Source organism: Pedobacter sp. MR2016-19, assembly GCF_014947265.1.
GTDB lineage: Bacteria > Bacteroidota > Bacteroidia > Sphingobacteriales > Sphingobacteriaceae > Pedobacter.
In genome coordinates this window covers 157,914-180,646 of sequence record NZ_JADCNK010000001.1, presented here as the reverse complement: position 1 = coordinate 180,646, position 22,733 = coordinate 157,914, and the positions used below count along the sequence as shown (strand labels likewise).

The 22,733-nt window shown below is 38.2% G+C and carries 17 protein-coding genes; 9 read left to right on the top strand and 8 right to left on the bottom strand.

All coding sequences use genetic code 11. The annotated features are described in order from the left end of the window. Positions 1 to 60 precede the first annotated feature (60 nt). Both IM793_RS00795 and IM793_RS00790 read right to left on the bottom strand, forming a co-directional pair. Positions 61 to 1,044, bottom strand: a complete 984-nt coding sequence (locus IM793_RS00795; RefSeq protein ID WP_193419290.1) for a hypothetical protein — start codon at positions 1,042 to 1,044, stop codon at positions 61 to 63. Positions 1,045 to 1,249: 205 nt separating this feature from the next. Next, positions 1,250 to 2,386: a hypothetical protein gene (locus tag IM793_RS00790; protein ID WP_193419289.1), complete on the bottom strand. Its 1,137-nt coding sequence runs from the start codon at positions 2,384 to 2,386 to the stop codon at positions 1,250 to 1,252. A gap of 79 nt (positions 2,387 to 2,465) precedes the next feature. Between IM793_RS00790 and IM793_RS00785 the strand changes: the two genes are divergently transcribed. Next, entirely contained in the window at positions 2,466 to 3,497 is a 1,032-nt protein-coding gene (locus IM793_RS00785) for a dipeptide epimerase (RefSeq protein WP_193419288.1), read from the top strand. Here IM793_RS00785 and IM793_RS24955 read toward each other — a convergent pair. Next, positions 3,475 to 3,672: a DUF6358 family protein gene (locus tag IM793_RS24955; protein WP_029277955.1), complete on the bottom strand. Its 198-nt coding sequence runs from the start codon at positions 3,670 to 3,672 to the stop codon at positions 3,475 to 3,477. The two genes, IM793_RS00785 and IM793_RS24955, sit on opposite strands and share 23 nt — an antisense overlap. A gap of 153 nt (positions 3,673 to 3,825) precedes the next feature. Beyond that, the gene (locus tag IM793_RS00775) at positions 3,826 to 4,143 is read right to left on the bottom strand and encodes a rhodanese-like domain-containing protein (RefSeq protein ID WP_029277953.1); all 318 of its coding nucleotides are present in this window, start codon (positions 4,141 to 4,143) and stop codon (positions 3,826 to 3,828) included. Positions 4,144 to 4,270: 127 nt separating this feature from the next. Between IM793_RS00775 and IM793_RS00770 the strand changes: the two genes are divergently transcribed. Beyond that, a complete protein-coding gene (locus IM793_RS00770; RefSeq protein WP_193419287.1) occupies positions 4,271 to 5,395 on the top strand; it encodes a DUF4407 domain-containing protein in 1,125 nt (374 codons plus the stop codon). A 198-nt stretch (positions 5,396 to 5,593) separates the two neighbouring features. After that, positions 5,594 to 6,901, top strand: coding sequence for a M20/M25/M40 family metallo-hydrolase (locus IM793_RS00765; protein ID WP_193419286.1), 1,308 nt, complete (start codon positions 5,594 to 5,596; stop codon positions 6,899 to 6,901). A 162-nt stretch (positions 6,902 to 7,063) separates the two neighbouring features. On the opposite strand, the gene carB is transcribed toward IM793_RS00765, so the two are convergent. Then, on the bottom strand, positions 7,064 to 9,901 hold the full coding sequence (carB, locus tag IM793_RS00760; RefSeq protein ID WP_132395555.1) for a carbamoyl-phosphate synthase large subunit: 2,838 nt from the start codon (positions 9,899 to 9,901) through the stop codon (positions 7,064 to 7,066). A gap of 208 nt (positions 9,902 to 10,109) precedes the next feature. Further along, the gene (locus IM793_RS00755) at positions 10,110 to 10,427 is read right to left on the bottom strand and encodes a carboxypeptidase regulatory-like domain-containing protein (protein ID WP_193419285.1); all 318 of its coding nucleotides are present in this window, start codon (positions 10,425 to 10,427) and stop codon (positions 10,110 to 10,112) included. 436 nt (positions 10,428 to 10,863) lie between these two features. Between IM793_RS00755 and IM793_RS00750 the strand changes: the two genes are divergently transcribed. From IM793_RS00750 to IM793_RS00725, 6 genes are all read left to right on the top strand, one after another. Then, positions 10,864 to 11,394, top strand: a complete 531-nt coding sequence (locus IM793_RS00750; RefSeq protein ID WP_193419284.1) for an ATP-binding protein — start codon at positions 10,864 to 10,866, stop codon at positions 11,392 to 11,394. Positions 11,395 to 12,183: 789 nt separating this feature from the next. After that, on the top strand, positions 12,184 to 14,628 hold the full coding sequence (locus IM793_RS00745) for a TonB-dependent receptor (RefSeq protein WP_370629745.1): 2,445 nt from the start codon (positions 12,184 to 12,186) through the stop codon (positions 14,626 to 14,628). 246 nt (positions 14,629 to 14,874) lie between these two features. After that, a complete protein-coding gene (locus tag IM793_RS00740) occupies positions 14,875 to 15,519 on the top strand; it encodes a thiamine phosphate synthase (RefSeq protein ID WP_193419283.1) in 645 nt (214 codons plus the stop codon). A gap of 59 nt (positions 15,520 to 15,578) precedes the next feature. Next, complete coding sequence (locus IM793_RS00735) at positions 15,579 to 16,865, top strand: hypothetical protein (protein WP_193419282.1); 1,287 nt, start codon at positions 15,579 to 15,581, stop codon at positions 16,863 to 16,865. 63 nt (positions 16,866 to 16,928) lie between these two features. Continuing rightward, on the top strand, positions 16,929 to 17,489 hold the full coding sequence (locus IM793_RS00730; RefSeq protein WP_121285696.1) for a thiamine pyrophosphokinase: 561 nt from the start codon (positions 16,929 to 16,931) through the stop codon (positions 17,487 to 17,489). Beyond that, positions 17,486 to 17,980 (top strand): GNAT family N-acetyltransferase, encoded by a 495-nt coding sequence (locus IM793_RS00725; RefSeq protein ID WP_193419281.1) that lies wholly within the window; start codon positions 17,486 to 17,488, stop codon positions 17,978 to 17,980. Before IM793_RS00730 ends, IM793_RS00725 begins: the two co-directional genes overlap by 4 nt. 139 nt (positions 17,981 to 18,119) lie before the next feature. Here IM793_RS00725 and IM793_RS00720 read toward each other — a convergent pair whose 3' ends face one another. Continuing rightward, positions 18,120 to 20,561: a TonB-dependent receptor gene (locus IM793_RS00720; protein WP_193419280.1), complete on the bottom strand. Its 2,442-nt coding sequence runs from the start codon at positions 20,559 to 20,561 to the stop codon at positions 18,120 to 18,122. Between the two features lie 441 nt (positions 20,562 to 21,002). Beyond that, positions 21,003 to 22,682 (bottom strand): Zn-dependent hydrolase, encoded by a 1,680-nt coding sequence (locus tag IM793_RS00715; protein ID WP_193419279.1) that lies wholly within the window; start codon positions 22,680 to 22,682, stop codon positions 21,003 to 21,005. Between the last annotated feature and the right edge of the window lie 51 nt (positions 22,683 to 22,733).

Below are 22,733 nucleotides of genomic sequence, written 5' to 3'. Positions count from 1 at the left end.
TAAGATGATTAAGGTATTGCCCTTTTCTTAATGCTCTTAATTTCTTAATGATAAAAAAGTCTACCCCGCATTTGGGAGAAAAGGTTTCTCGAAGAAACTCATTGGTTCATCAGGATTTTTAATGATCTCGAATACCACATAACCCCATGGTTTCCAGAAGTTTTCCAACACCTGCGCATATACTTTATGTTGCCAAACATCAAAAAGCGGCTTGGTCATATTGCCACGTAAAGGCATAGCTTCTATATAAGTGGTACCTTCTACAGGCATAAAAGTATATTCAGGTAAACGGTTAAAAAGATAGGCTGAATAATAAAAACGGGCGCTCAGCTCTTCAAACTGCTCGGCAGTTAAAGCTTTGCCTTTTATCTCATTGATGAGATCCTGATGATAGCGTTTATTGGTGCCGTTATCCTGTAAACAGGCAATGATGCCAAAATCTTTCATTTTTAACGAGAAGGTTAAAGTGTTAATCTCATCACGGAAACTGAATGGCGTTTCTCCGTTTTCGAGTTTTACTACCGTGATAGACCATGGTGAAAAATCTTCAAACTCCAGGCTGGTATAGAGGTTCTGCATCATGAAATTCAGATTGGCAAATTTCATCATCAAAGATTGCGACATGTTTAAGCCATCAGCAGTCATTTCTTTCCGTAAAGCAGAATGCATTTCGATATATACAAAGCCATATAAAAACTTTCCGATCCAGTTGAAAAGATCCAGTTCAGGCAATGCAGAAACGGCATCGTAACCTTTCGCAAATGCAGCTTCGATTTTATCTTCCAAAGGATTTAAAAACTGCTCGTTTATCTCAGTATTTACCGGGATAACCAGCGTATTGTACGAACGGATACTCTCATCCAAAAACTGGATCTGCTCTTCGCCACTTAAAGCCGCCTGTTCAAGCAACCATTTGGGAAGCAAAGGCACCTGGATTACAGGAGAATTAAAAGTTTTTCCGCTTAAAAAGCAGGTTTTATATAAAAAATCGAAGTTTTGGAAAGGATTGTATAAGCCAGTGTTCATTACTGCAATATTAGCCATTATATTTTTAGGGCTAAGCAATGATGTTTTATTTTAACGCAGGGATTACAACCACCTCACCCTATTTACGTGAATGGTATTGCAATCTTCAATTTCTCCCTCTCCTGCAGGAGAGGGGCGTTACTGCAGTAAGCGAAACCCCTTCCTTCAATAGGGTGAGGTGTTAACTCCCCTCCTTTTCAAGGAGGGGTCGGGGGTGGTTAAGCTAATAGTTGTTGTAATAATAACTGATATCTTCAACCAGTTGAGTATAAATCGGTTTGGTAAATTCTAAAAATAAAGCACTTGGTGGAGGTGGTAGTGTTTCTTTTCTTCTGGTAATGGCCAATTGCTGTTTACTCAGGGCCCTGTCATCGCCTTTATAACTGGCCCAGCTATCACGCCAAACATAAGTTCCGGGGAATTTCTGTTGGCGAACCAATTTTTTTGTTTTCCAATCAGTAATGCTCATATCCAGTAATCCTGATGACGAGATATTCTTTTCGAAAATACTTAAGTTTGCTTTTACTGTGCCATAAACCGGTTTTTTATCGCGTGTTTCGCCGATTACCACACTGTCGCGTTTTAACTTTTCAACCCTTTCTTTTACATAGGTTTGGCCTACCACAAAATCGTCAAAGTTTAAACTCAATACCTGGTCGGGAACAATTTTTTGCTCGGTAGCCTGCGCTTCGCCGTAAAAAATCACAAACTTATTCCTCGAGTAACTTCCAATAAACTGATCAATCTGTTGCTGAAAATAATCGGCACTCAACTTATACGCCCCGCTGTTTACAATAATTGGTTGTACCACCACCCTTGCTACTGCTGCCCAATAGGCATCTTCCATTTTAGCTTTTACATCTTTATAATTGGCCTGAAGGTTTTGTGTTTTCTCAAACTCGTAATAGGCTTTTTTAGCTGCCTGGCGATTATTTTCCCTCAAATAACTTAAACCAGAGTTATATCTGGCTGCTGCAGCATTATATTTACTATCCGCAAGCTCATTGATGTATTTTGTCGGACCTGGAACAACCGTTAAACAGGCCGGACAACTATTGATATCATCAGCCAATTGATTGATTTTTTGATAATCGTACATCACCGATTCCCATCTAAAAAGATCGTTAGATGCTTTTGCCTCTTCAATTTTTCTTAAATGATCCTTTAGTGCTAAATCGTAAGCTGTTTTTAACACTTGCATGGCTTCGCTGTTTTTCGGTGAGTTTTGTAGTCTGCTTACCGATTTTTCAACCGAAGCATCGTAATCACCTTTTTGTAAGGCATTTTTTCCGGTGGTACATCCTCCAATAATTATTAAGGATAAATAAATAAAATACCGTAATCTTGAATTGTTTTTCATGGCAGTGGTAGTTGCGTTAATAAAACAAAGATAATTTGTAAAGCGATAATTACCTTATTTATTTAGAAGACGATTGACAATGAAGATTAGTTGCAGGCAATTTGAATTAGAATTAAAACATCCTTTTTCGATTTCGAAATTTACCCGTACCAGTACACCCTTAATGTTGTTAAAGATAGCGCATGAAGGTGTGGTTGGTTATGGTGAGGCTTCTATGGTGCCATATATGGGCGAGAGCTACGAAAGTGCAGCAGCTTTTCTGCAGCTTGTAGATTGGAACAAAATCCAATATCCATTCGATTTCAAAGAAATTATTAGCTATTTGGACAGCCTTGTTCCAGGTCAGCCAGCCATTAAAGCGGCGATAGATATTGCGCTTAACGATATTAAAGGGAAATTGTTAAATAAACCCTGTTATGAAATGTACGGCGCAGATCCTGCTAACATGCCGGTAACTTCTTATACCATTGGCATTGATACGCCTGAAGTAATCCGCGAAAAACTGAAAGATGCGGAAGCTTTTAAAGTGATTAAAGTTAAACTGGGGAGAGATAATGATCAGGAAATTATCAAAACCATTAGGAGCATGACCAATGTACCCTTATATGTAGATGCGAACCAGGGCTGGACAGATAAGATAAAAGCGATTGATTTAATTTATTGGCTGCATAACCAGGGTGTGGTATTGATTGAGCAACCTATGGATAAAAACAACCTGGACGGAAATGCCTGGTTAACAGCGCGTAGCCCTATTCCATTACTGGCCGATGAAGCGGTACAGCGTTTAGCCGACATGAACAAACTGAAAGGGGCTTATCATGGCATTAACGTAAAACTGATGAAGAGCTGCGGAATGTATGAAGGCCATCAGATGATTTTGAAAGCCCGTTCTTTTGGAATGAAAGTGCTGATCGGTTGTATGAGCGAAACAAGTTGCGCTACTTTGGCTGCTGCCGCTTTGGCTCCCTTATGCAACTGGGCCGATTTAGATGGGCCATGGCTGACCAAAAATAACCCATTTACTGATCCAGCTTTCGAAAACGGGAAGTATATCTTAAAAAATCTGCCAGGTTTAGGCTTAGCAGGTATTACTTCTGATCTTTTTCTTTAAAGCTTTTTCTGATGTCTTTAGTAAGTTGATACTTAAAGTAAAACAAACAAGCCGTTGTGCCTACCAAAAAACCAGCAGGAAGATACTTAGCATTGTTATAACACCACACCAATCCGAAAATAGAAAGGATAATGGCTAGGTTATAGAAGATATTTAAAGCAAATTTTTTACCCACAATGAGGAAATTTATTTTGTAATAGAATGAACTAATTAATGACCAACTTGCAATAACCAATTATCAAACCCTTGTGTCGGAAAGGAATACTTACGATTCATTTCAGCGGTTACAGTTTGATAATTGGAATTTGTTTATTGGTTATTATGAACCTTAGTAAACCGGCATGCTCGGATCAAAAGCCTCTTGCCAGGCTAAAATGCCGCCTTTTAAGTTATAAAGATTATCAAATCCGTATTGTTGCTCCAACTGCATTACTGCTGCTGCGCTTCTTTTTCCGCTACGGCATTGAATAATTACCGGCTTATCTTTCGCAACCTTATCAGCCTCAATTAAAATTCCACCCAAAGGGATATTCTCACCTTCAAGATTGGAAACCTCGTATTCGAATGTTTCACGAACATCAATTAATTGAAAATCTTCTTTGTTATCGATTTTCTCTTTTAGTTCTTGTACCGATATTTCTTTCATTTTATAAAATGTATTTATGCAAATATAGGAAAATCAACTTTACGGTTCCTATCAAAAAAAAGCCATAAATTTTGTCTTAAACTGTAACAACTTTAACCCTTAGGCGTTTAATTATAAACAGTTACAAATGGACAAACTGAACCGTTTCTTTTGGTTTTGCTCTGGCGCTCATATCCCGACACTGGAAAAGTATCCTTCAGAACAAAATAAATATACTGGCATTGGTGCCACCATCTTTTTTACAGGCTTATTTGCTGCCCTTTCTGGAGGCTATGCCATGTATTTTGTGTTTAAAGGCGACGATCTGGCCGTGGTTTTCGCTATTGTTTTCGGCTTTTTATGGGGAGCAGCCATCTTTAATATGGACCGCTATATTGTATCGAGCATTAATAAAAGTGCCAGCACCAATAAACAGTTATTACAGGCCACACCGCGTATTCTATTGGCCATTATGATCGGTATGGTTATTTCGAGACCCATAGAGCTTAAAATTTTCGATAAAGAAATTAAAGAACGCCTAAAGGTGAGTTACCTGAATGGTCAGCGTGCTAAAATCGACACCTTGAACAAAGCCTTCGAAAAAAAATATCAGGTAGAGTTTGGCAGGTTAAATCAGCAGAAAGCCACCCGGGATTCACTTGAGAAAGGAATTAAAGCGGATAGACAAAAGCTTAATTTCGAGATTTTCGGAAATAAAACCACCGAAACATCAGGTGTAATGGGCTATGGGCCATACGCCAAACGCAAGGAAGCGGAGATTGCACAACGCACGGCAGAATTAGATTCGCTGAAAGCCAACATCAATAAATCGGAAGGTTTTGTAGATAAACGCAAAGAATTTGATGGACTGTTTGCTGAAAAGCTATACACCAAAAAACAGTTAGACAGTTTATCGGATATTGCTGGTTTTGCTGATCGCAACTGGGCATTGGGGCAACTTAAATTCAACGTAGATGGCACCCGGGATAACAATACGGCAATTGCGGTTACTTTTATCGGGCTGCTGTTTATCTTTTTTGAATGTTTGCCTGTATTTGTAAAACTGATGAGTGCCCGCGGACCATATGATTATGCAATAGCGGATGGAGACGAAGTATCCATTTATCATTCGAAAAAGGACAAGGATTTTCATTTTGAGGTGGCCGATAATATTCATGGAACGAGGGTTGATTCTGAATCGTCAAAGAAGAAAGAAATATTAAAAGGAAAAGCATACCGCGACCTCGAAAAATACGATTGGAACGGAGAATAGTATGGAAGATGGCTAATGGAAGAGGTAGCAAATGGTTCATAGTTAGATGGATCATAGATCATGTCCAAAAGTGATACACTATAAACCATTAGGCTATTAACGATGAGCAACCAGACCATTAACCAATAAACTATCAACCACAAAACCTCAGGATTATCAACCAAAAACCCTAAATTCACCCTTTTTACAACTTATTATATGAAGAAAATATTCCTCCTTACCCTTGTCGGGATGGCAAGTTTGCAGCTTAAAGCGCAAAACATTGATAAAATCATCACACGTGAGTACACCGATCACCTGATTAAAACTTTAAGTGCAGATGATATGCAAGGGCGTGAAACCTTTACTCCTGGGATTGATAAAGCCGCTACTTTTATTGAATCAGAATTTAAGAAAATCGGTCTGCAGCCCTTAACAGGTGAAAAAACATTCCGACAAACTTTTAACAAATACCAGGTTGCTAACCAAAGTACCAGTGTTAAAATAGACGGACAGGAAATTGCACTAGAAAATATAATGGTTACCGGTGTTACCACAGAAAGTGTTACGCTTGATAAATCCAACACCACTGTTGCTAAATTAGATCCTGAAAAGCCTTTTGTAGCGCAGTTCAGAACCATGCTGAACACTGATAAAAACCAGATCGTTTTAGTTGATAATAAATTTGCCGATCTTTTTAACCGTTATAAAGATCATTTCAGCAAACCAACTACTGTTGATGAAAAAGATGTAAATGCAACCAACGGTGCTGTACAGGTTTTTGTTTTAGGTAAAGATGCGGCAACGGATTTTTCGGCCACTATTAAAAGCAAAGTAACCAAAATGCCATTGTTTAATGTAGCAGGCGTAATTCCAGGTAAATCAAAAGCGAAAGAAATTGTAATTTTCTCGGGTCATTATGATCACCTGGGTTTCTTAAAACCGGTAGATGGCGATAGTATTGCCAATGGAGCTGATGATGATGCCTCGGGTACAACGGCCATGATTGCCCTGGCCAAATATTATAAAGCACAAAAAAATAACGAACGTACCTTGATCTTTGTTGCTTTTACTGCTGAAGAAATTGGTGGTTTTGGCGCAAGATATTTCTCAGAAAAACTAAATCCTGATGATGTTGTAGCCATGTTCAATATCGAAATGATCGGCAAAGATTCTAAGTTTGGAAAAAACACCGCATTTATTACCGGTTACGAAAGATCTGATTTTGGGAAGATTTTACAGAAAAACTTAGCAGGAACTGAATTTACTTTCCATCCGGATCCCTATCCGGATCAAAACTTATTTTATAGAAGCGATAATGCAACTTTAGCTGCTTTAGGCGTACCGGCACATACCATCAGTACGGATAAAATTGATATTGATAAATTGTACCACAGCGTAAAGGACGAATACAGCTCTTTAGATGTAGAGAATATCCTTTCTACTATTAAAGCAATTGCTAAGAGTGCAACCAGCATTGTAAACGGAACAGATACACCAACCAGGATACCGAAGTTGAAGCAATAACCGAGGTTTAATACAGATCGTCATTTCGACCGAAGTGGAGAAATCTTTTACGCCAGTTAAAAGATCTCTCCATTTCGCTGCGCTTCAGTCGAGATGACGAAACAAAAATGGCCAGTGATTTTTTCACTGGCCATTGCTATTTTATAAACCTTTGTAAGCAGATTACTTACTCAAATACATTGATTTGTCTTTGTAAAGCTTGCGGAAGTAAGGATCTTCTAAATCTTTGATGAAACGGATCGCTTCACCTGTAGATTTCATTTCAGGACCTAATTCTTTAGCTACCTCCGGGAATTTCTCGTAAGAGAAAACCGGTTCTTTAATGGCATAACCTTTAAGTTTACGAACGATAGTAAAATCTTTCAGCTTTGCTACGCCTAACATAATTTTAGCCGCGATATTAATATATGGAACATCGTAAGCTTTTGCGATGAAAGGAACCGTACGCGATGCCCTTGGGTTCGCCTCAATTACATATACTTTCTCATCCTTAATGGCGAACTGAATGTTAAGTAAACCTCGTACATCTAATGCTTTGGCAATTTTGATCGAGTATTCTTCCATTGCTTTAGTTACCGTTTCTGATAAGCTGAATGTAGGTAATACGGCGAACGAATCTCCTGAGTGGATACCTGCAGGCTCGATGTGCTCCATCATACCCACAATGTGTACATCATCACCATCAGAAATTGAATCGGATTCTGCTTCTTCTGCCCTATCTAAAAAGTGATCAATCAATACGCGGTTGCCCGGTAAATCGCCCAATAACTTCACCACTGCTTTTTCAAGGTCTTCATCGTTAATTACGATGCTCATACCCTGGCCACCTAATACATAACTCGGACGGACCAATACCGGATAACCTACCTCATTTGCGACAACAATTGCCTCTTCGGCATTTTCTGCAACACCATATTTTGGATAAGGAATGTTTAATTCTTTCAAAAGATCAGAGAAACGGCCGCGGTCTTCGGCAATATCCATGTTTTCGAAAGATGTTCCGATAATTTTGATACCTTTTTCAGTTAATTTTTCTGCCATTTTCAGCGCGGTCTGACCACCTAGCTGAACAATTACACCTTCAGGTTTTTCCAGCTCGATAATTTCGCGAACATGTTCCCAGAAAACAGGCTCGAAGTATAATTTATCGGCCATGTTAAAGTCAGTAGAAACCGTTTCAGGATTACAGTTAATCATGATGGCTTCAAAACCCGATTCTTTTGCAGCCAATAAACCATGTACACATGAATAATCGAATTCGATACCCTGACCAATACGGTTAGGGCCTGAACCCAAAACAATTACTTTTTTCCTGTCAGAAGGTTTTGATTCATTCTCTTCTTCGAAAGTAGAATAGTAATATGGTGTTTTGGCCGGAAACTCAGCAGCGCAGGTATCAACCATTTTATACACCCTGTTTATACCTAAAGCTTTACGGCGATCGTAAACCTCATCTTCGGTAACATTGCCTAACAACCAGGCAATCTGTATATCAGAGAATCCTTTTTGTTTAAGTGTTACAAAGAAATCCTGAGGGATATTGTTAAGCGAATATCTTTTTAATTCAGTTTCCAAAAGAACAAGATCCTGAATCTGGTTTAAGAACCATTTATCAATTTTGGTTACCTTACGGATAGACTCCAAAGGTACACCCATTGTCATGGCGTCTTTTATTAAGAATAAACGGTTCCATGAAGCGTGCTCCAAACCGTCCATAATCTCTTCAATATTGCGTACCTGTCTGCCATCTGCACCTAAACCAGCGCGGTTGATCTCTAAACTCTGACAAGCTTTTTGTAATGCCTCAATAAAAGTACGGCCAATTGCCATTACCTCACCTACTGATTTCATCTGCAAGCCAAGCTCTTTGTTAGCGCCTTTAAATTTATCGAAGTTCCAACGCGGTACTTTAACAATTACGTAATCTAAAGTAGGTTCGAAATACGCTGAAGTCGTTTTGGTAATTTGATTTTCAATTTCATCCAGGTTGTAACCGATAGCCAGTTTAGCTGCAATTTTCGCAATCGGATAACCGGTTGCCTTACTTGCCAAAGCTGATGAACGCGATACACGTGGGTTAATTTCGATAGCGATAATTTCATCGTTTGCCGGGTTAACCGAAAACTGAACATTACAGCCGCCGGCAAAGTTGCCGATTGCACGCATCATTTTAATCGCCTGGTTACGCATATCCTGGTAACAACGATCAGATAAAGTCATTGCCGGAGCAACAGTGATTGAATCTCCTGTGTGGATACCCATAGGATCGAAGTTTTCGATCGAACAGATAATGATCACGTTATCATTGCTATCTCTTAACAACTCCAACTCGTATTCTTTCCAGCCTAAAACAGCTTTCTCTACCAATACTTCGTGTGTTGGCGAAGCTTCTAAACCACGTTTTAAAGCAGCATCGAATTCCTCTTTTTTGTGCACAAAACCACCACCAGAACCACCTAAAGTGTACGAAGGGCGGATTACCAATGGATAACCGATTTCTTGTGCAGCTTCTTTACCTTCTAAAAATGAGTTGGCAATTTTCGATTCAGCAACACCTACGCCGATATCAACCATTAACTGGCGGAAAGCTTCGCGGTTTTCTGTTTTTTCGATTGCTGCAACATCTACACCAACCACTTTTACACCGTATTTTTCCCAAACACCACGTTCTTCCGCTTCTTTACAGAGGTTTAGCGCGGTTTGGCCTCCCATTGTAGGAAGTACAGCATCAATTCTAGGTAAATCTGCAGAGTCGATATGCTCTTGTAAAATAACCTCTATTGAATCAACGCTTAACGGACGCAGGTAAACATGGTCGCCGATAACCTTATCCGTCATGATGGTAGCCGGATTGGAGTTGATAATAGAAACGGTAATCCCTTCTTCTTTTAAAGAAAGCGCCGCTTGCGAACCTGAGTAATCAAATTCACAGGCTTGGCCAATAATAATTGGTCCAGATCCGATAATCAGTACTGAGCGTATGGAAGTGTCTTTAGGCATGATAAAGCTTAAACAATAATTAAAATTCTAAAGTGTTGAACCCGAAGGTGAAGAAGCAAGAAGGTATTATGCTTGTAAGAAGAAAAATCCCAACTGTTCTGTCGGGATGCAAAGATACATCATTAGATATGATTTTAAGGCGTTTTTTTTAAAATAAAAAAGAGCCCTATTTAAGCGCTCTTTTTAGATTTTTCTTTTGAGAAATGAGCTACTGTTGTAATTTAATTTCGCCTAAATCTGTAGTAGCGCTATCTTTTACGGCAACCTTTTCTATTACTGCATCTTTATACGGCGGATTGGCTTTTACCACAACCGTATAAACACCTTCTTTAAGGTTTGTAAAAGTAAAAACACCTTGATTAATCTGTGCATTTAAGGTGTCTTTCTCTGCTATAAGCGAAACTGTAGAAGCCGAATCACCTGGCGTAATTTTTCCGATGATTCCACCTAATTTAATATGAGTAAAGGCAATTGAGCCTAAAGCAAATACAATAAGAAGAGATAATACAACACACAATTTTTTCATGGGATAATGATTTTTTTGCTTAATGTCTAAAATACATAACAGCGTTTAGTATATATAGTTTTAAATAATGAACACTATTTTTCTGATTGTACTATAAATTATAGAGGTGTGTAAAGTGAAAATATTTATTTTTATTACAAATGTTAATTAGTGTTAAAACAATTTCGCAAAAGTAGTCCTGTTAGTCAGAATTACGTCACGAAGTTGTGATGCTCGAAATATTGGCAATGATGTTGTAATAAGCAGAACATATATGCGTTTTGTATATACTTTAGACAATGATCTAAAGCTTCCTCCGCGGAGTAGTTAACCGCCATGAGGATTTCTTCATAAATAGTTTGTTTGGTTTATTATCCGGTTAGAGGAGCCCTCCTCAACCGGATTTTTTCTTTTAAGGCTTTTTCTTTTACATTTGATCGTATTCAGAAAACGTATCGTGAATAGAAACATAAAAAAGATTGCTATTGTTGGCCCGGAAAGTACGGGAAAATCTACTATATCTCAGCTGCTGGCTAAATACTACAAAGTTTCGTGGGTGCCTGAATATGCCCGCTACTATTGCGAAAATCTGGTTGCAGATTATACGCTACAAGATGAGGTGAATATGTACTACGGCCAGGTAGCTTTAGAAGACGCAGTTTTAGTGATTACCGAAAGTGATTTTATTATTTGTGATACCACTTTTATTACGGTAAAGATATGGAGTGATGAAGTGCTTGGTGAAACACCCCAGGTTGTATTGGATGCATTACCGAAAAAGCCATACGATTTATATCTGTTAATGGATATCGATTTGCCATGGCAGGATGATCCGCTGCGCGATTTTCCGGAGAAACGCGAATATTTTATGCAGGTTTGGCATAAGGAGCTGAAAGCATTGAATGCAAATTATAAAGTAGTTGGCGGTTTGGGTGATGAAAGGCTGGCGAATGCGATTAAAGCCATTGATGATTTTTTGAGCAGGTAGGAGGTTTATCTTTTTTTGGAAATGATTGTCAGTAGCTTTTGGCTGCCGGCAGTTCCGCCATTCGCTTTAATCATCCGATGAAAAATCGGGATTCGTGTTCGCTCCTGTCGGGTTTATTGAACATAGGCTTGTTACCTTCGTACCTAAACACGAAACGTTCCTACGGAACGAAAAAATAAAACATTTTTTTTCTACCTGGAAGTCGTTCCCATGGAACGGGAAAGGTATAATAATCACAGGGCGTTCCATGGGAACGCTTGGCGGGTAGCCAATTTACAATTGGCGTTTTCGTTCCGTAGGAACGTTTGGTGATGATCAGTAAATATTTCTACCGGCCTGGCCACCTAAACCCGATTGGAACGGATGCCGATTTCCTTCAAATTGGCAGGAGGGAAAGCGGGACTGTAAATCCTATACGCGCAGGACCGCCCATTTTCTAAAATAAAAACCAATAACTTTATAAGTAATGGAATTAACCGTAGATTTTAATCAATTGGAATTGAAATTTGCTAGAATCGTACGAATTCCCAAATATTTTCTACATTTGCAGCATCATTAGGGGTGCCTTGTTTATATAACACAAAAACAGGCTGAGATCATACCCATTTTATAGGTTAAAGGTAAAAGGCTAAAGGCGGAGGGTAAAAACCCTATGCCCTAAACCCTAAACCTCATGCCTTATAAATGCACCTGATCCGGGTAATGCCGGCGTAGGGATTGGAGTTATGGAAGTTTAACTGAAAATCGGCAATGCCCCTTTTCCGATGGGTTTAACTAAAAACAATAAGATTGAAAAATTTACTTTTTGCAGCACTTGTTGCAATGTTGCCATTCTTTGTATCGGCACAAATTTCGGTTACTGGTAGAGTAACAGACCAAAATCAGCAGCCGCTTCCAGGTGCTACGGTTAAATTAAGAAACCAAAAAACGGCAGTAGTGAGTGATGCTAATGGAAATTATACTATTACAAACCTCGGCAATGGAAAATACACTATTGTGGTAAGTTATATTGGCTATAAAACAATTGAAAAAGCCGTTGAACTTAATCAGAATACAACGGCTGATTTTAGCCTCTTACCTCAAAATTTCCTGGCTGATGAGGTAATTGTACGTGCAACCCGTGCCACAGATAAATCAGCAACTACTTATAAGAATATCAGCAAGGAAGAAATCCAGCAGAATAATTTCGGACAGGATCTGCCTTTTATCCTCCAGAATACTCCTGGCGTGGTGGTTAATTCTGATGCCGGTGCTGGTGTGGGTTATACCGGAATCCGTATTCGCGGAAGCGATAATAGCAGGATTAACGTTACCGTTAACGGTATTCCCATCAACGATAGCGAAAGCCAGGGAACTTTTTATGTTAATATGCCCGATTTTGCTTCATCAGTTGATAATGTGCAGATTCAGCGTGGCGTAGGTACCTCAACCAATGGTGCGGGCGCATTTGGCGCAAGTTTGAACATCCAAACTACTGCGAGCGAAACAGAACCCTATGCTGAACTGAATAATACTTACGGCAGTTTCAATACCTGGAAAAATACAGTAAAAGTTGGTACGGGTTTAATTAATAATCGTTTTAGTTTCGACGGACGTTTATCAAGAATCAGTTCTGATGGTTATGTGGACCGCGGATCATCTTTACTAAAATCGTATTTTCTATCTGGTGCTTACCATGGAGATAAGGATTTATTGCGTGTAAATGTTTTCTCTGGAAATGAAAAAACCTACCAATCGTGGAATGGCATTCCACAGTCGCGTTTAGAAAATGATGTAGCAGGAATGAACGCTTATATCGATAGAAATGGATTAGGTGCCGAAGATGCGGCAAATCTTTTAAACTCTGGCAGGAGGTATAATAGTTTCCTTTATAACAACCAGACGGATAATTATACACAGAACCACTATCAGCTAATTTATGCCAGACAGATTTCTGATCAGTTTTCTTTTAATGGTGCCCTACATTATACCAAAGGAGAAGGTTATTATGAAGAATACATTGTACAGGATAGTCTGAAACATTATGGCCTGAACCCAGTTGCTGTTGCTGGTGGTACACCTATAGCCAAAACAGATCTAATCCGCCGCCGTTGGTTGGATAACGATTTTTATGGTGTTACTTATGCCTTTAACTACGTACCCCAAAAGAATTTAAACTTTACTTTGGGTGGTGCATACAACGAATATAAGGGCGCACACTTTGGGCAGGTAATCTGGGCACAATATGCTTCAAACGGAAACATTGACAGGCATTATTATGATAATGATGGTTTTAAAACCGATTTTAATATTTATGGCAAAGTAAATTATAGCCCTATTGAAGATTTGAGTTTATTTGCCGATCTGCAATACCGCCGTGTATATTATGATATTGCCGGAACAGAAAATAAGTTGAATACGTTGGCGATTAACCAAACCTTAAATTTCTTTAATCCGAAATTTGGGGCAACCTATTTTATCAATCCGCAGAGCAATGTATATGCTTCGTTCAGTGTGGCGAATAAAGAACCGAACCGCGATGATTATGCGGATGCAACAGTTGGCATTACACCTAAACCGGAGCGCTTGAACGATGTAGAATTGGGATACCGTTTTAAAGATGACAAATTTAATATAGGTGCCAATGCTTATGGCATGTTCTATAAAAACCAATTGGTAGTAACAGGAAAAATAAACGATGTTGGTGCTTATTTTCGTCAAAATGTAGATAGAAGTTATCGTTTGGGGATTGAGGTAGATGGCTCATACACCATTAGCTCTCAATTTGTTTTAAATGCAAATGCCGCGCTGAGCAGGAATAAAATCAAAAACTTTGCAGAGTATTACGATGATTATGATAATGGTGGACAAGTAATTAAAAACTATGAATTAACTGATATCTCCTATTCTCCAGGAGCGGTTCTTTTCGGAGAGCTGGTTTATAAACCGATTAAAGGTTTTGCGGTGGCTTTGCAAAGTAAATATGTGAGCAAACAATATCTGGATAACACGCAGAACAACGATAGGACTATTAATGGTTACTGGGTAAGCAATGCACGGTTGGGTTACGACTTTAAATTTGCAGGAGTTAAAAACGTTAACCTGGGCTTGTTAGTCAATAACATATTAGACAAAAAATACGAAAGCAACGGTTATACTTATGGCTACCAATATGGAGGAAGCAGGATAACCGAAAACTTTTTTTACCCACAGGCCGGAACCAACTTTTTACTAAGTTTGAATGTGAAATTTTAATCTGTCATTCAGAGTTGACAACTTTTAGGCAAATCGCTTATTAAAGTTGTCAACTCGAATCATTAATCGTTGGCTCACTAAACAAGATCCCATTCAGATGGTCTTTGCGTCATATAGTATGAAACTGAAAAAAGGTTAGAGCTAAAATAGGATCATCATTGCAGAATATACTGGCAATGGCGATTTTGTTTATATTGCCCTCCTGATCTTAAAATCAAATCATCTTAAAAATCCTGTCCACCCAGTATGAAATACATCGAAAAGCTTCATTACATTACTAACGATATCCCGCATTTAAGCCATATTGAACAGGTGCAACAAGCCTGTGAGGCGGGTGCAAAATGGATCCAGTACCGTTGTCTGAGTAAGAGTGATGAAGAACTCTTACAGGATATTAATGCGATAGCCGAAATCTGTGATGACTGGGGCACCACCTTAATTGTTACCGATCATGTTCATTTAAATGGAAAGGCGGATATCCAGGGGTTTCATATCGAAGATATGGATGCCGATTTTGTCAAACTGCGCAAACTGGTTGGAAATGATATTACCCTTGGAGGATCGGCGAATACTGTAGACAATTTAATCAGGCTTGCAAAAGAAGGTGCCGATTATGCTGGTTATGGTCCATTTGCAATAACAGAAACCAAACCCAACAATTATAACCTCCAGGGCATTGAAGGCTATCAACAAATGGTAAAAGAATTGAAAGCTCAGGCCATCAGTATTCCGGTGTTGGCTGTAGGCGGGATAAAAACATACGATGTAGAAGCTTTAATGCAAACCGGTATTTATGGTATAGCCGTTTCCGGAGCCATTAATTTTGCTGACGATTTTATTGAAACTTATCAGGATTTTTACACAGTTGTTAAAGAAAGCGCTGTTAATTAACATTTTATAATTTGAAGCCCTTTAGATAATATTTAGCTTTGGTTAAAACCGAATAAAATATGTCTGAAAATGCTCTTCAAAATAATACGGCCTGGAATAGTTATAAAAAAATCTCTTTCAGATTCTTTTTTCTCCTCTTGTCTCTTTTCATCATCCTGTACAACAATGGCACTTTTCCATTTTTCTATTATGTAATGCAGTATGCAGACATGGTGTTACAAAGTTTAATCCCATGGTTATCTGAACATATTTTTCAAAACGATTTAAAAATTCATATAAGCGGAAGTGGCGATACTTCCTATAAATGGGCGTTGCTACTCTTTATATTTTCGATATCGGTAATTGGTAGCATCATCTGGTCGGTTTTAGACCGAAAACGCAAGAGCTACAATGCTGCCTATTATTGGCTCATCGTGCTCGTACGTTTTTACCTGGCGTTTACTCTGGTAATGTATGGGGCTATAAAAGTGATCAAGCTCCAGTTTTACGATTCATCTTTAGACAGGTTGCTAACCCCTTTTGGTGATGCCTCGCCAATGGGCCTCGCCTGGAGATTCCTCGGGTTTTCTAAGGGTTACAATATTTTTATGGGGGTTATCGAAATCTCCGCAATTTTATTATTGTTTCGTAGAACAGTAATTGTTGGCGCATTTCTGGCTCTGGCTGCAACTGCACACGTAATGTCAATGAACTATTTTTTTGATGTTCCGGTAAAGATACTGTCTACAGCACTGGTGGTGATGTGCCTGTTTATTCTGGCCCCACATTTTTTTAAGTTATACCGGTTCTTTGTGAGGTATGAAAGCCAGCAGCTCGAAAAAATGTATCGTCCAAAGTATAAAAAAAGATGGCATTTTATTTTGATATATGTATGTAAATATCTGTATATAGCTGCTTCTATACTTTTCTTATTCCCATCTTTAATTGAGCGATATAAAACTTATGGCGATGGTGCACCCAAGCCATTTATGTATGGCATTTATAATGTTGAAAGCATGAAGGTTAAAGGTAAAGCTTTAGCGCCTTTAACTACGGATAGTACGCGATGGAGACAGATGATAATTAATTATTCAGGGTATGCAAGGATAAAGAAGATGAACGATAGTTCCGCTAATTTCACTACTGTTTTTGATCAGAAGAAAAAAGAATTGGTACTTAAATCAACTGATAAAGACTCCACTAAATATGTTTTAAACTATAATATTATTGGAAAAGACAGACTGATGCTTTCGGGCCTGACAGAGCAAGATTCCATATCGGTAAGTTTTAAGCGAAAAGACCTTAAAGATTTTAAGCTCCTTAACAGGGATTTCCATTGGGTGAGTGAATATCCATATAATCGTTAATCATTTTACGTCCGGCTGATTCTTCCTATACCGTACTTAAAGTGAAATTTATATATTCGCAGTATGTCTTCACACCATATTGTAAAAGAAAAACAAGAACCAGCTTTATATATTGATGAGCTTGGGAATTTTAACGAAGAGCTTTTGGGCCAACTGCTTGAATGGAGCCCTACCCTTTTGGTTAACGGAGAAAATTACGATAAGATTTTTTCTTTAGGTTTAAAGGTAGATGTGCTGGTAAACGGGAACGGGCAGGAAGCGCAGGAAGATACAAAAGTTGTTCAGGGACCTGTTGATGCTTTAATGGTAGCCGTTAATTATCTATACGAAGAGAAATACCCTGCGGTAAATGTAATTACTAAGAAATTCGATCTTGAGAAATTTGCAGGATTTGAAGACAAAATTAATCTGGTAGTATTTACCGAAAGAGCAAAGCACTATCCTATAAAATCGGGATTCTCTGTTTGGAAACCTGCGGGAAGTGAGTTTCTGATCCATGGTAACCGATATATGGAAGTAACCAACCTCGCACAGAATGAAGAAGAAATTTTTACTGTAGTTAAAGATGGCTTTGTAGAATTTACCTTTTCAGGACAACCAATTTTTATTAGCGAACCTATATGATTACCCTTAGAAAAGCAAAAGAAGATGATATAGAAATCATCATGGACATTGCTGCGGCAACCTGGCCATCAACCTACCTTGATATTATCGGGCAGGCGCAGATTGATTATATGTTGGATAAAATGTATAACAAAGGCGAGCTATTGAAACAATTTATGGAAGGGCATATTTTCCTCATTGCGGAGGAAGGCGAAAATCAGTTCGGGTTTGCAGGATATTCTATTATTGGGCATGATGCGCGTATTTACAAACTGCACAAGCTTTATGTGCTGCCATCTGCACATGGTAAGGGCGTTGGGAAAATCTTAATTAATGAGGTTTTTAACCAGGTAAAAGATGCAGGAGGAAGCGCCCTGCAATTGAATGTGAACAAACATAATAAAGCCAAAGACTTTTATCTGAAAGGAGGTTTCACCATTAAAGAATCGGTAAAACTTGATATAGGTGAGGGCTACATTATGGACGATTATATCATGGAATATAAGTTTTAAATCTTCTCAAATTATCGTCATTTCGACTGAAGCGCAGTCCCGAAGCTTCGGGAGAGAAATCTTTTACCATAGTCCAAAGATTTTGCTTCGCAGAGCCTTCGGGTTCTCCACTACGGTCGAAATGACGGTAAAATCATCCCTAATTCTTCATCCTTCCTTGTTCTGCCTCGGTACCTGTTGAGCGGCGACGAGCTGGTTTGATTTCATTCTTACCAAAACGATAGGTAAAACTGATCTTGCCAATTTGAGTTTCATTTTTCTGATGTACGGAGTAAGTTAAACCCGGATAGGCACTTGATAAATTGTTTTCAGACATATTAAATACATCTGATAAGGCCAGCTTCAAACTTGCTTTTTTGTTGAATAGCGATTTGCTTAAACCTGCATCAATATAGTAACGGGCTTTTAAACTTAGCGTTCCATAATCCAGCGGTGATTCGTAGCTGCCATTTATTTCTGCTGTAAAACCATCCATAATAGTAAAGGTTTGCTGCGATTTAAACTGGAATGACGTTTTTCCGGTTTTTAAAGCACTCCCGGCTAGATCTGGTGCTTCGAAACTCAGGTAAAAAACATTTAAGTTATTATTGGTCTGCCACCATTTCGTAAGCTGAACAGGTACATTCAAATTAGCGTTGTAGCTGATGTTGGTCGCAATATTTGCATTGGTTTGATACAATGATTTATTTGCCGCATCTGGTAAAATTACCTCAGCAATTACATCATTAATCCTACTATAGCCTATCGAGAGCATATATTTTTGTAACAGGGTATAACTGAGCTCAAAATTATGTGTATACTGTGGGTTTAAAAATGGATTCCCTTTGCTATAGGTAAATTCGTCTAAGTAATAAATAAAGGGATTTAAGGCATCATAACTCGGGCGGTCTATCCTTCTGCTATAAGAAAACCCTAACTGGTTGTTTTTAGAAAGCGTTTGCTGAACAAATAACGTTGGAAAGAAATCCCAGTAATTTCGTTCTACAACTGTATTTGTCGTAATTAAATTTCCTTTCGAATTGGTTTGCTCAACCCTTAGACCAATCTGTACGCTGGTGTTTTTAAACTGTTTGTTTAGATTGGTATAGGCCGCATTTACATTTTCATCATATATAAATTGATTGCTTCTTTTTACATCGTTCCGCCAGGCATTACTTACTAACACTTCTGCCTGTAAGTCATTATCGGTTTTAACCCAGCTGCTTTTAACCCCGGCTTCAAGTTTAACCGTTTTGTTTAGCGAAACATTATAATCGATTTTAAATGCCTTGATATCAATAATAGAAGGGGTGTTGTTTCTGGTATATATGATCGGGCGAATGCTGTTTCCATTTTGAAACCGATAATCGTTTTCATAATCAGAACCATCGTTTCCTTTGTATTTGGAATAATCTACATCTGCCGAGATTTCTGAACCCGTGGTATCCAGAACAGATTTATAATTTAAGTTATAAGAAACATTATTGTATTTGTTTGTCTGCAATGATTTGGTTATCAGGCTGGAGTCTGCTTTTTGAAAAGATGTGCCAATTAAAGTATTGTTTGCGGAAGCTTCGGTACCATGGTTAAAATAACCATTTACCAATATACCAATGGTGTTTTTCTTATCAATAAAATAATCTAATCCTGCTTTAAGGTTATTGTTATATTGTTTTCTTTTGCTCTCACCTACTTGCATAAAGTAAATATCGGGCGTGCCGTTCGAAATCCGGTCAATAGCGATCAGGTTATCGCGCTCAAACTTACCATAGTTGTAGTTGCCAAAAAGATTAAGTTTCTGTGTACGGTGGTTCAGGTTTAAACCTGCATTTGCCCTTAGGTTTTTGCCATATCCTAAAGATCCGTTTATGCTGCCGTTTGTTCCGCCATTTTTATTTTTCTTTGTTTTGATGTTTATAATTCCTGAGTTTCCTGAGGCATCGTATTTGGAAGATGGATTAGTAATTAACTCAATGCTTTCTATGTCAGAACTCTGCATATTCCGTAGCAGGTTGGCCACATCGGCACTACTCATGTAAGTTTGTTTGCCATCCAATTGAATTAATACCCCCTGTTTTCCCATCATCGAAATCTTATCGTTTTGATCTACCGATACGCCCGGTGCTTTTTGTAAAACTTCCAGCGCGGTTGAACCTGTCATAATCGCACTATTGGAAACGTTCATCACGACCTTATCCATTTTCCTTTCAATTAATGGCTTGGTTATCGCGATATTCACTTCTTTTAAGTTTTGAGTGCTTGCAATAAGCTGTGCCGTTCCGAAATCTGCTTTTTGATTATCTTCTGTTAAAACAATGGTTTTACTTTTAAGCGTTTTATAACCCATGTTACTGGCTTTATAATAATAACTTCCCTTGCCCGAAACATTGAAATTAAATGTTCCGCTTGGATCGGTAAATGCTGTTTTAACCACGCTGGAATCGGATGCTTTAAAGAGTACGACGGTAACGTAATCTGCAGGTTTTTTGGTCTCATCTAAAATTACTCCACTGATGTTCGGTTTAGGATTTGTTTGCGCAAAACCTATTGTAACAATAAAAAGAAGCGTAAGAGTACATGCTATTTTGTATAGTGTTTTCATGTTTAGGTATTTATTCTTTAAAAAATGGGGCAAAAAAATTCCTATACCGCATCTGCATGCGCTTCAGTTTAATTACCTGCTTATTTTAAAGTTTAGCTGGAAACGAAAGGTTCCAATTGCTTAGTTACAGATAAGACGACCGTTTTTTAAAAAGGTTACAAGGATTTTAAAAAAGTCCGAAGTCAGGAATAAATTACCGTGTAACTCCAATATGGTCTTCATGCTGAGGATTAATTTATTGTATAAATCAATATAAATGACATGATTTTAAGGAAGTGAATTGGAGTATCATTTCGCTGCGCTTCAGTCGAAATGACGGCCGGTTTTTTGGCGCCTTATGAAATTACCGATCTCACAAATGAACCAAACTAAAAAAGCCACAGATAAACAAGCTTTCGCCTGCATACCTATGGCCTTAAATTCTCAAGTAAAAAAAAACTTTTATTTTACCCCAAGTACATCAACACCTTGTTCAAAAACAACATCAACAGGGATATTCTTTTTAGTTAACCGTTCCAAATCTGTTTGAAGTTCTGTATGGATGACTGCTTTTTCTTTTTGTGCTTTTTCTACTGCAGCTTTATCGCCATTACCTTGAAGCGTAAGAATAAATGCACTTAAATCATTCATAGCCGTAGCAAATTTTTCGAAGTTTACTTTGTAAGTGCCTTTAGCCGTACGCTCAAAAGCTCCTTTTTCCTGAAAATAATTAAAGCACTGCATGTTCGCTTTTCCGTGTGCTTCAGAAACACCAAAGCGAACTGAGCGTAAAATACCAGCCATAAATGTGGTGTAATAATTTTTTATATCACCTTTTAATTCGCCTTTTTTAAGTAAGCCTGTTACCATATATAAACCTAAAATATCTGCTTTGCCTTCTTCCAGCCAGCTATATTGTTCTTTTAATGCTGCACGAACAAAACCTTTTCCGGTAATGGTTTTTTTAATTCCTAAACCATGCGCTACTTCGTGAAACATTACGTTTGCAAAAAAAGCATCAAACTTAATGTATTGTTGCTGGTCGGCTTCTATTAATTCTTTTGAAATCGGTACCAGGATTTTATCAAATTTTGCTTGCATTGCATTTTTCAGCTGCGAACGGCGCGTGCCTTTTTCCTGTTGAATTTTTTCGTCGTTTGGAAGATTAACAGCAATGGTTTTCGATCCGGCATTACAATCGCCGGCATAATATACCACATCATAAGCATTTAACTCCGAGTCAGTTCCTGGTGTTTCGGTTTTATATTTTGCTGCTACAGGCAGGTTATTCTGTAACTCCGGGAGCATTTTTACATACTTCGCAAGGCGTTTACTCCACTCTTTATCTTTGATTAGAACATAAGCTTCGTAACTGGTACGTGCATTAAAGAGTTTATCTTCGTAATTTTCAATCGGGCCGATAATGATATCCAGACCGTTGTTTTTCATATCCAGCCAGGCATAATCACTTGCAGTAAAATTATCTGTTACCAAAGCGTCGGCCCTTAAGTTTAAATACTTTTTTAAGCCGGTATCCTCAGCAATCAGAGCGGCCTGTTTTAATAAAGAACTTGCTTTTTGTAATTCTGAGGCATATAATACATGATAGGGTACCGTTGATAATTTGCCGGTGCTGTCTTTTTGAATGACAGAATATGCGCCGAATTTATCCGCAAGGTCCGATTTCTCTATGGCTTCTTTTGTAGTTCCATATGGATAAAAGAATGCCCCTTCCGGTTTGGGGCCAACACCTACCACAAAAGGTTTATCGTTATTTAATCTATCCCACGGACCATAATTGATATTAACAAAATCGCGTGTTTTTTCATCTTTAATAGTGGCCAGCAAGCTATCTCTTTGTGGGTAGGCTTGTTTCCAATATAGCTGATCCATAATTTCTGCTGCCTGAATTAACAAAGGCAAAATTTTACGGTCGTTAACACTTAAATCGTTAATATTAGTAGTTAATTTTACCCTTTCGTAAATGGGTAAACGTTGAGCAACATAATTGGTAAGACTATCTTTTTGTACCACCACAGCCTTTTCATTATTAGATTTATTATTACCAGTACAGGACGATAAGGCGCCAACTGAAATAGCTACTGCTGATAAAAACAGTGTTGATTTGTGTAAATTCTTCATATTAAAGTATATGGCTGCTAAATTAGTAAATTTTGAAAGCTTTGTATAAAG

Excerpts from the sequence above, each read along its gene's own strand:
- IM793_RS00795 (WP_193419290.1), bottom strand. The coding sequence starts at position 1,044 with ATGGCTAATATTGCAGTAATGAACACTGGCTTATACAATCCTTTCCAA.
- IM793_RS00790 (WP_193419289.1), bottom strand. The coding sequence starts at position 2,386 with ATGAAAAACAATTCAAGATTACGGTATTTTATTTATTTATCCTTAATA.
- IM793_RS00785 (WP_193419288.1), top strand. The coding sequence starts at position 2,466 with ATGAAGATTAGTTGCAGGCAATTTGAATTAGAATTAAAACATCCTTTT.
- IM793_RS00775 (WP_029277953.1), bottom strand. The coding sequence starts at position 4,143 with ATGAAAGAAATATCGGTACAAGAACTAAAAGAGAAAATCGATAACAAA.
- IM793_RS00770 (WP_193419287.1), top strand. The coding sequence starts at position 4,271 with ATGGACAAACTGAACCGTTTCTTTTGGTTTTGCTCTGGCGCTCATATC.
- IM793_RS00765 (WP_193419286.1), top strand. The coding sequence starts at position 5,594 with ATGAAGAAAATATTCCTCCTTACCCTTGTCGGGATGGCAAGTTTGCAG.
- carB (WP_132395555.1), bottom strand. The coding sequence starts at position 9,901 with ATGCCTAAAGACACTTCCATACGCTCAGTACTGATTATCGGATCTGGA.
- IM793_RS00755 (WP_193419285.1), bottom strand. The coding sequence starts at position 10,427 with ATGAAAAAATTGTGTGTTGTATTATCTCTTCTTATTGTATTTGCTTTA.
- IM793_RS00740 (WP_193419283.1), top strand. The coding sequence starts at position 14,875 with ATGAAATACATCGAAAAGCTTCATTACATTACTAACGATATCCCGCAT.
- IM793_RS00735 (WP_193419282.1), top strand. The coding sequence starts at position 15,579 with ATGTCTGAAAATGCTCTTCAAAATAATACGGCCTGGAATAGTTATAAA.
- IM793_RS00730 (WP_121285696.1), top strand. The coding sequence starts at position 16,929 with ATGTCTTCACACCATATTGTAAAAGAAAAACAAGAACCAGCTTTATAT.
- IM793_RS00725 (WP_193419281.1), top strand. The coding sequence starts at position 17,486 with ATGATTACCCTTAGAAAAGCAAAAGAAGATGATATAGAAATCATCATG.
- IM793_RS00720 (WP_193419280.1), bottom strand. The coding sequence starts at position 20,561 with ATGAAAACACTATACAAAATAGCATGTACTCTTACGCTTCTTTTTATT.
- IM793_RS00715 (WP_193419279.1), bottom strand. The coding sequence starts at position 22,682 with ATGAAGAATTTACACAAATCAACACTGTTTTTATCAGCAGTAGCTATT.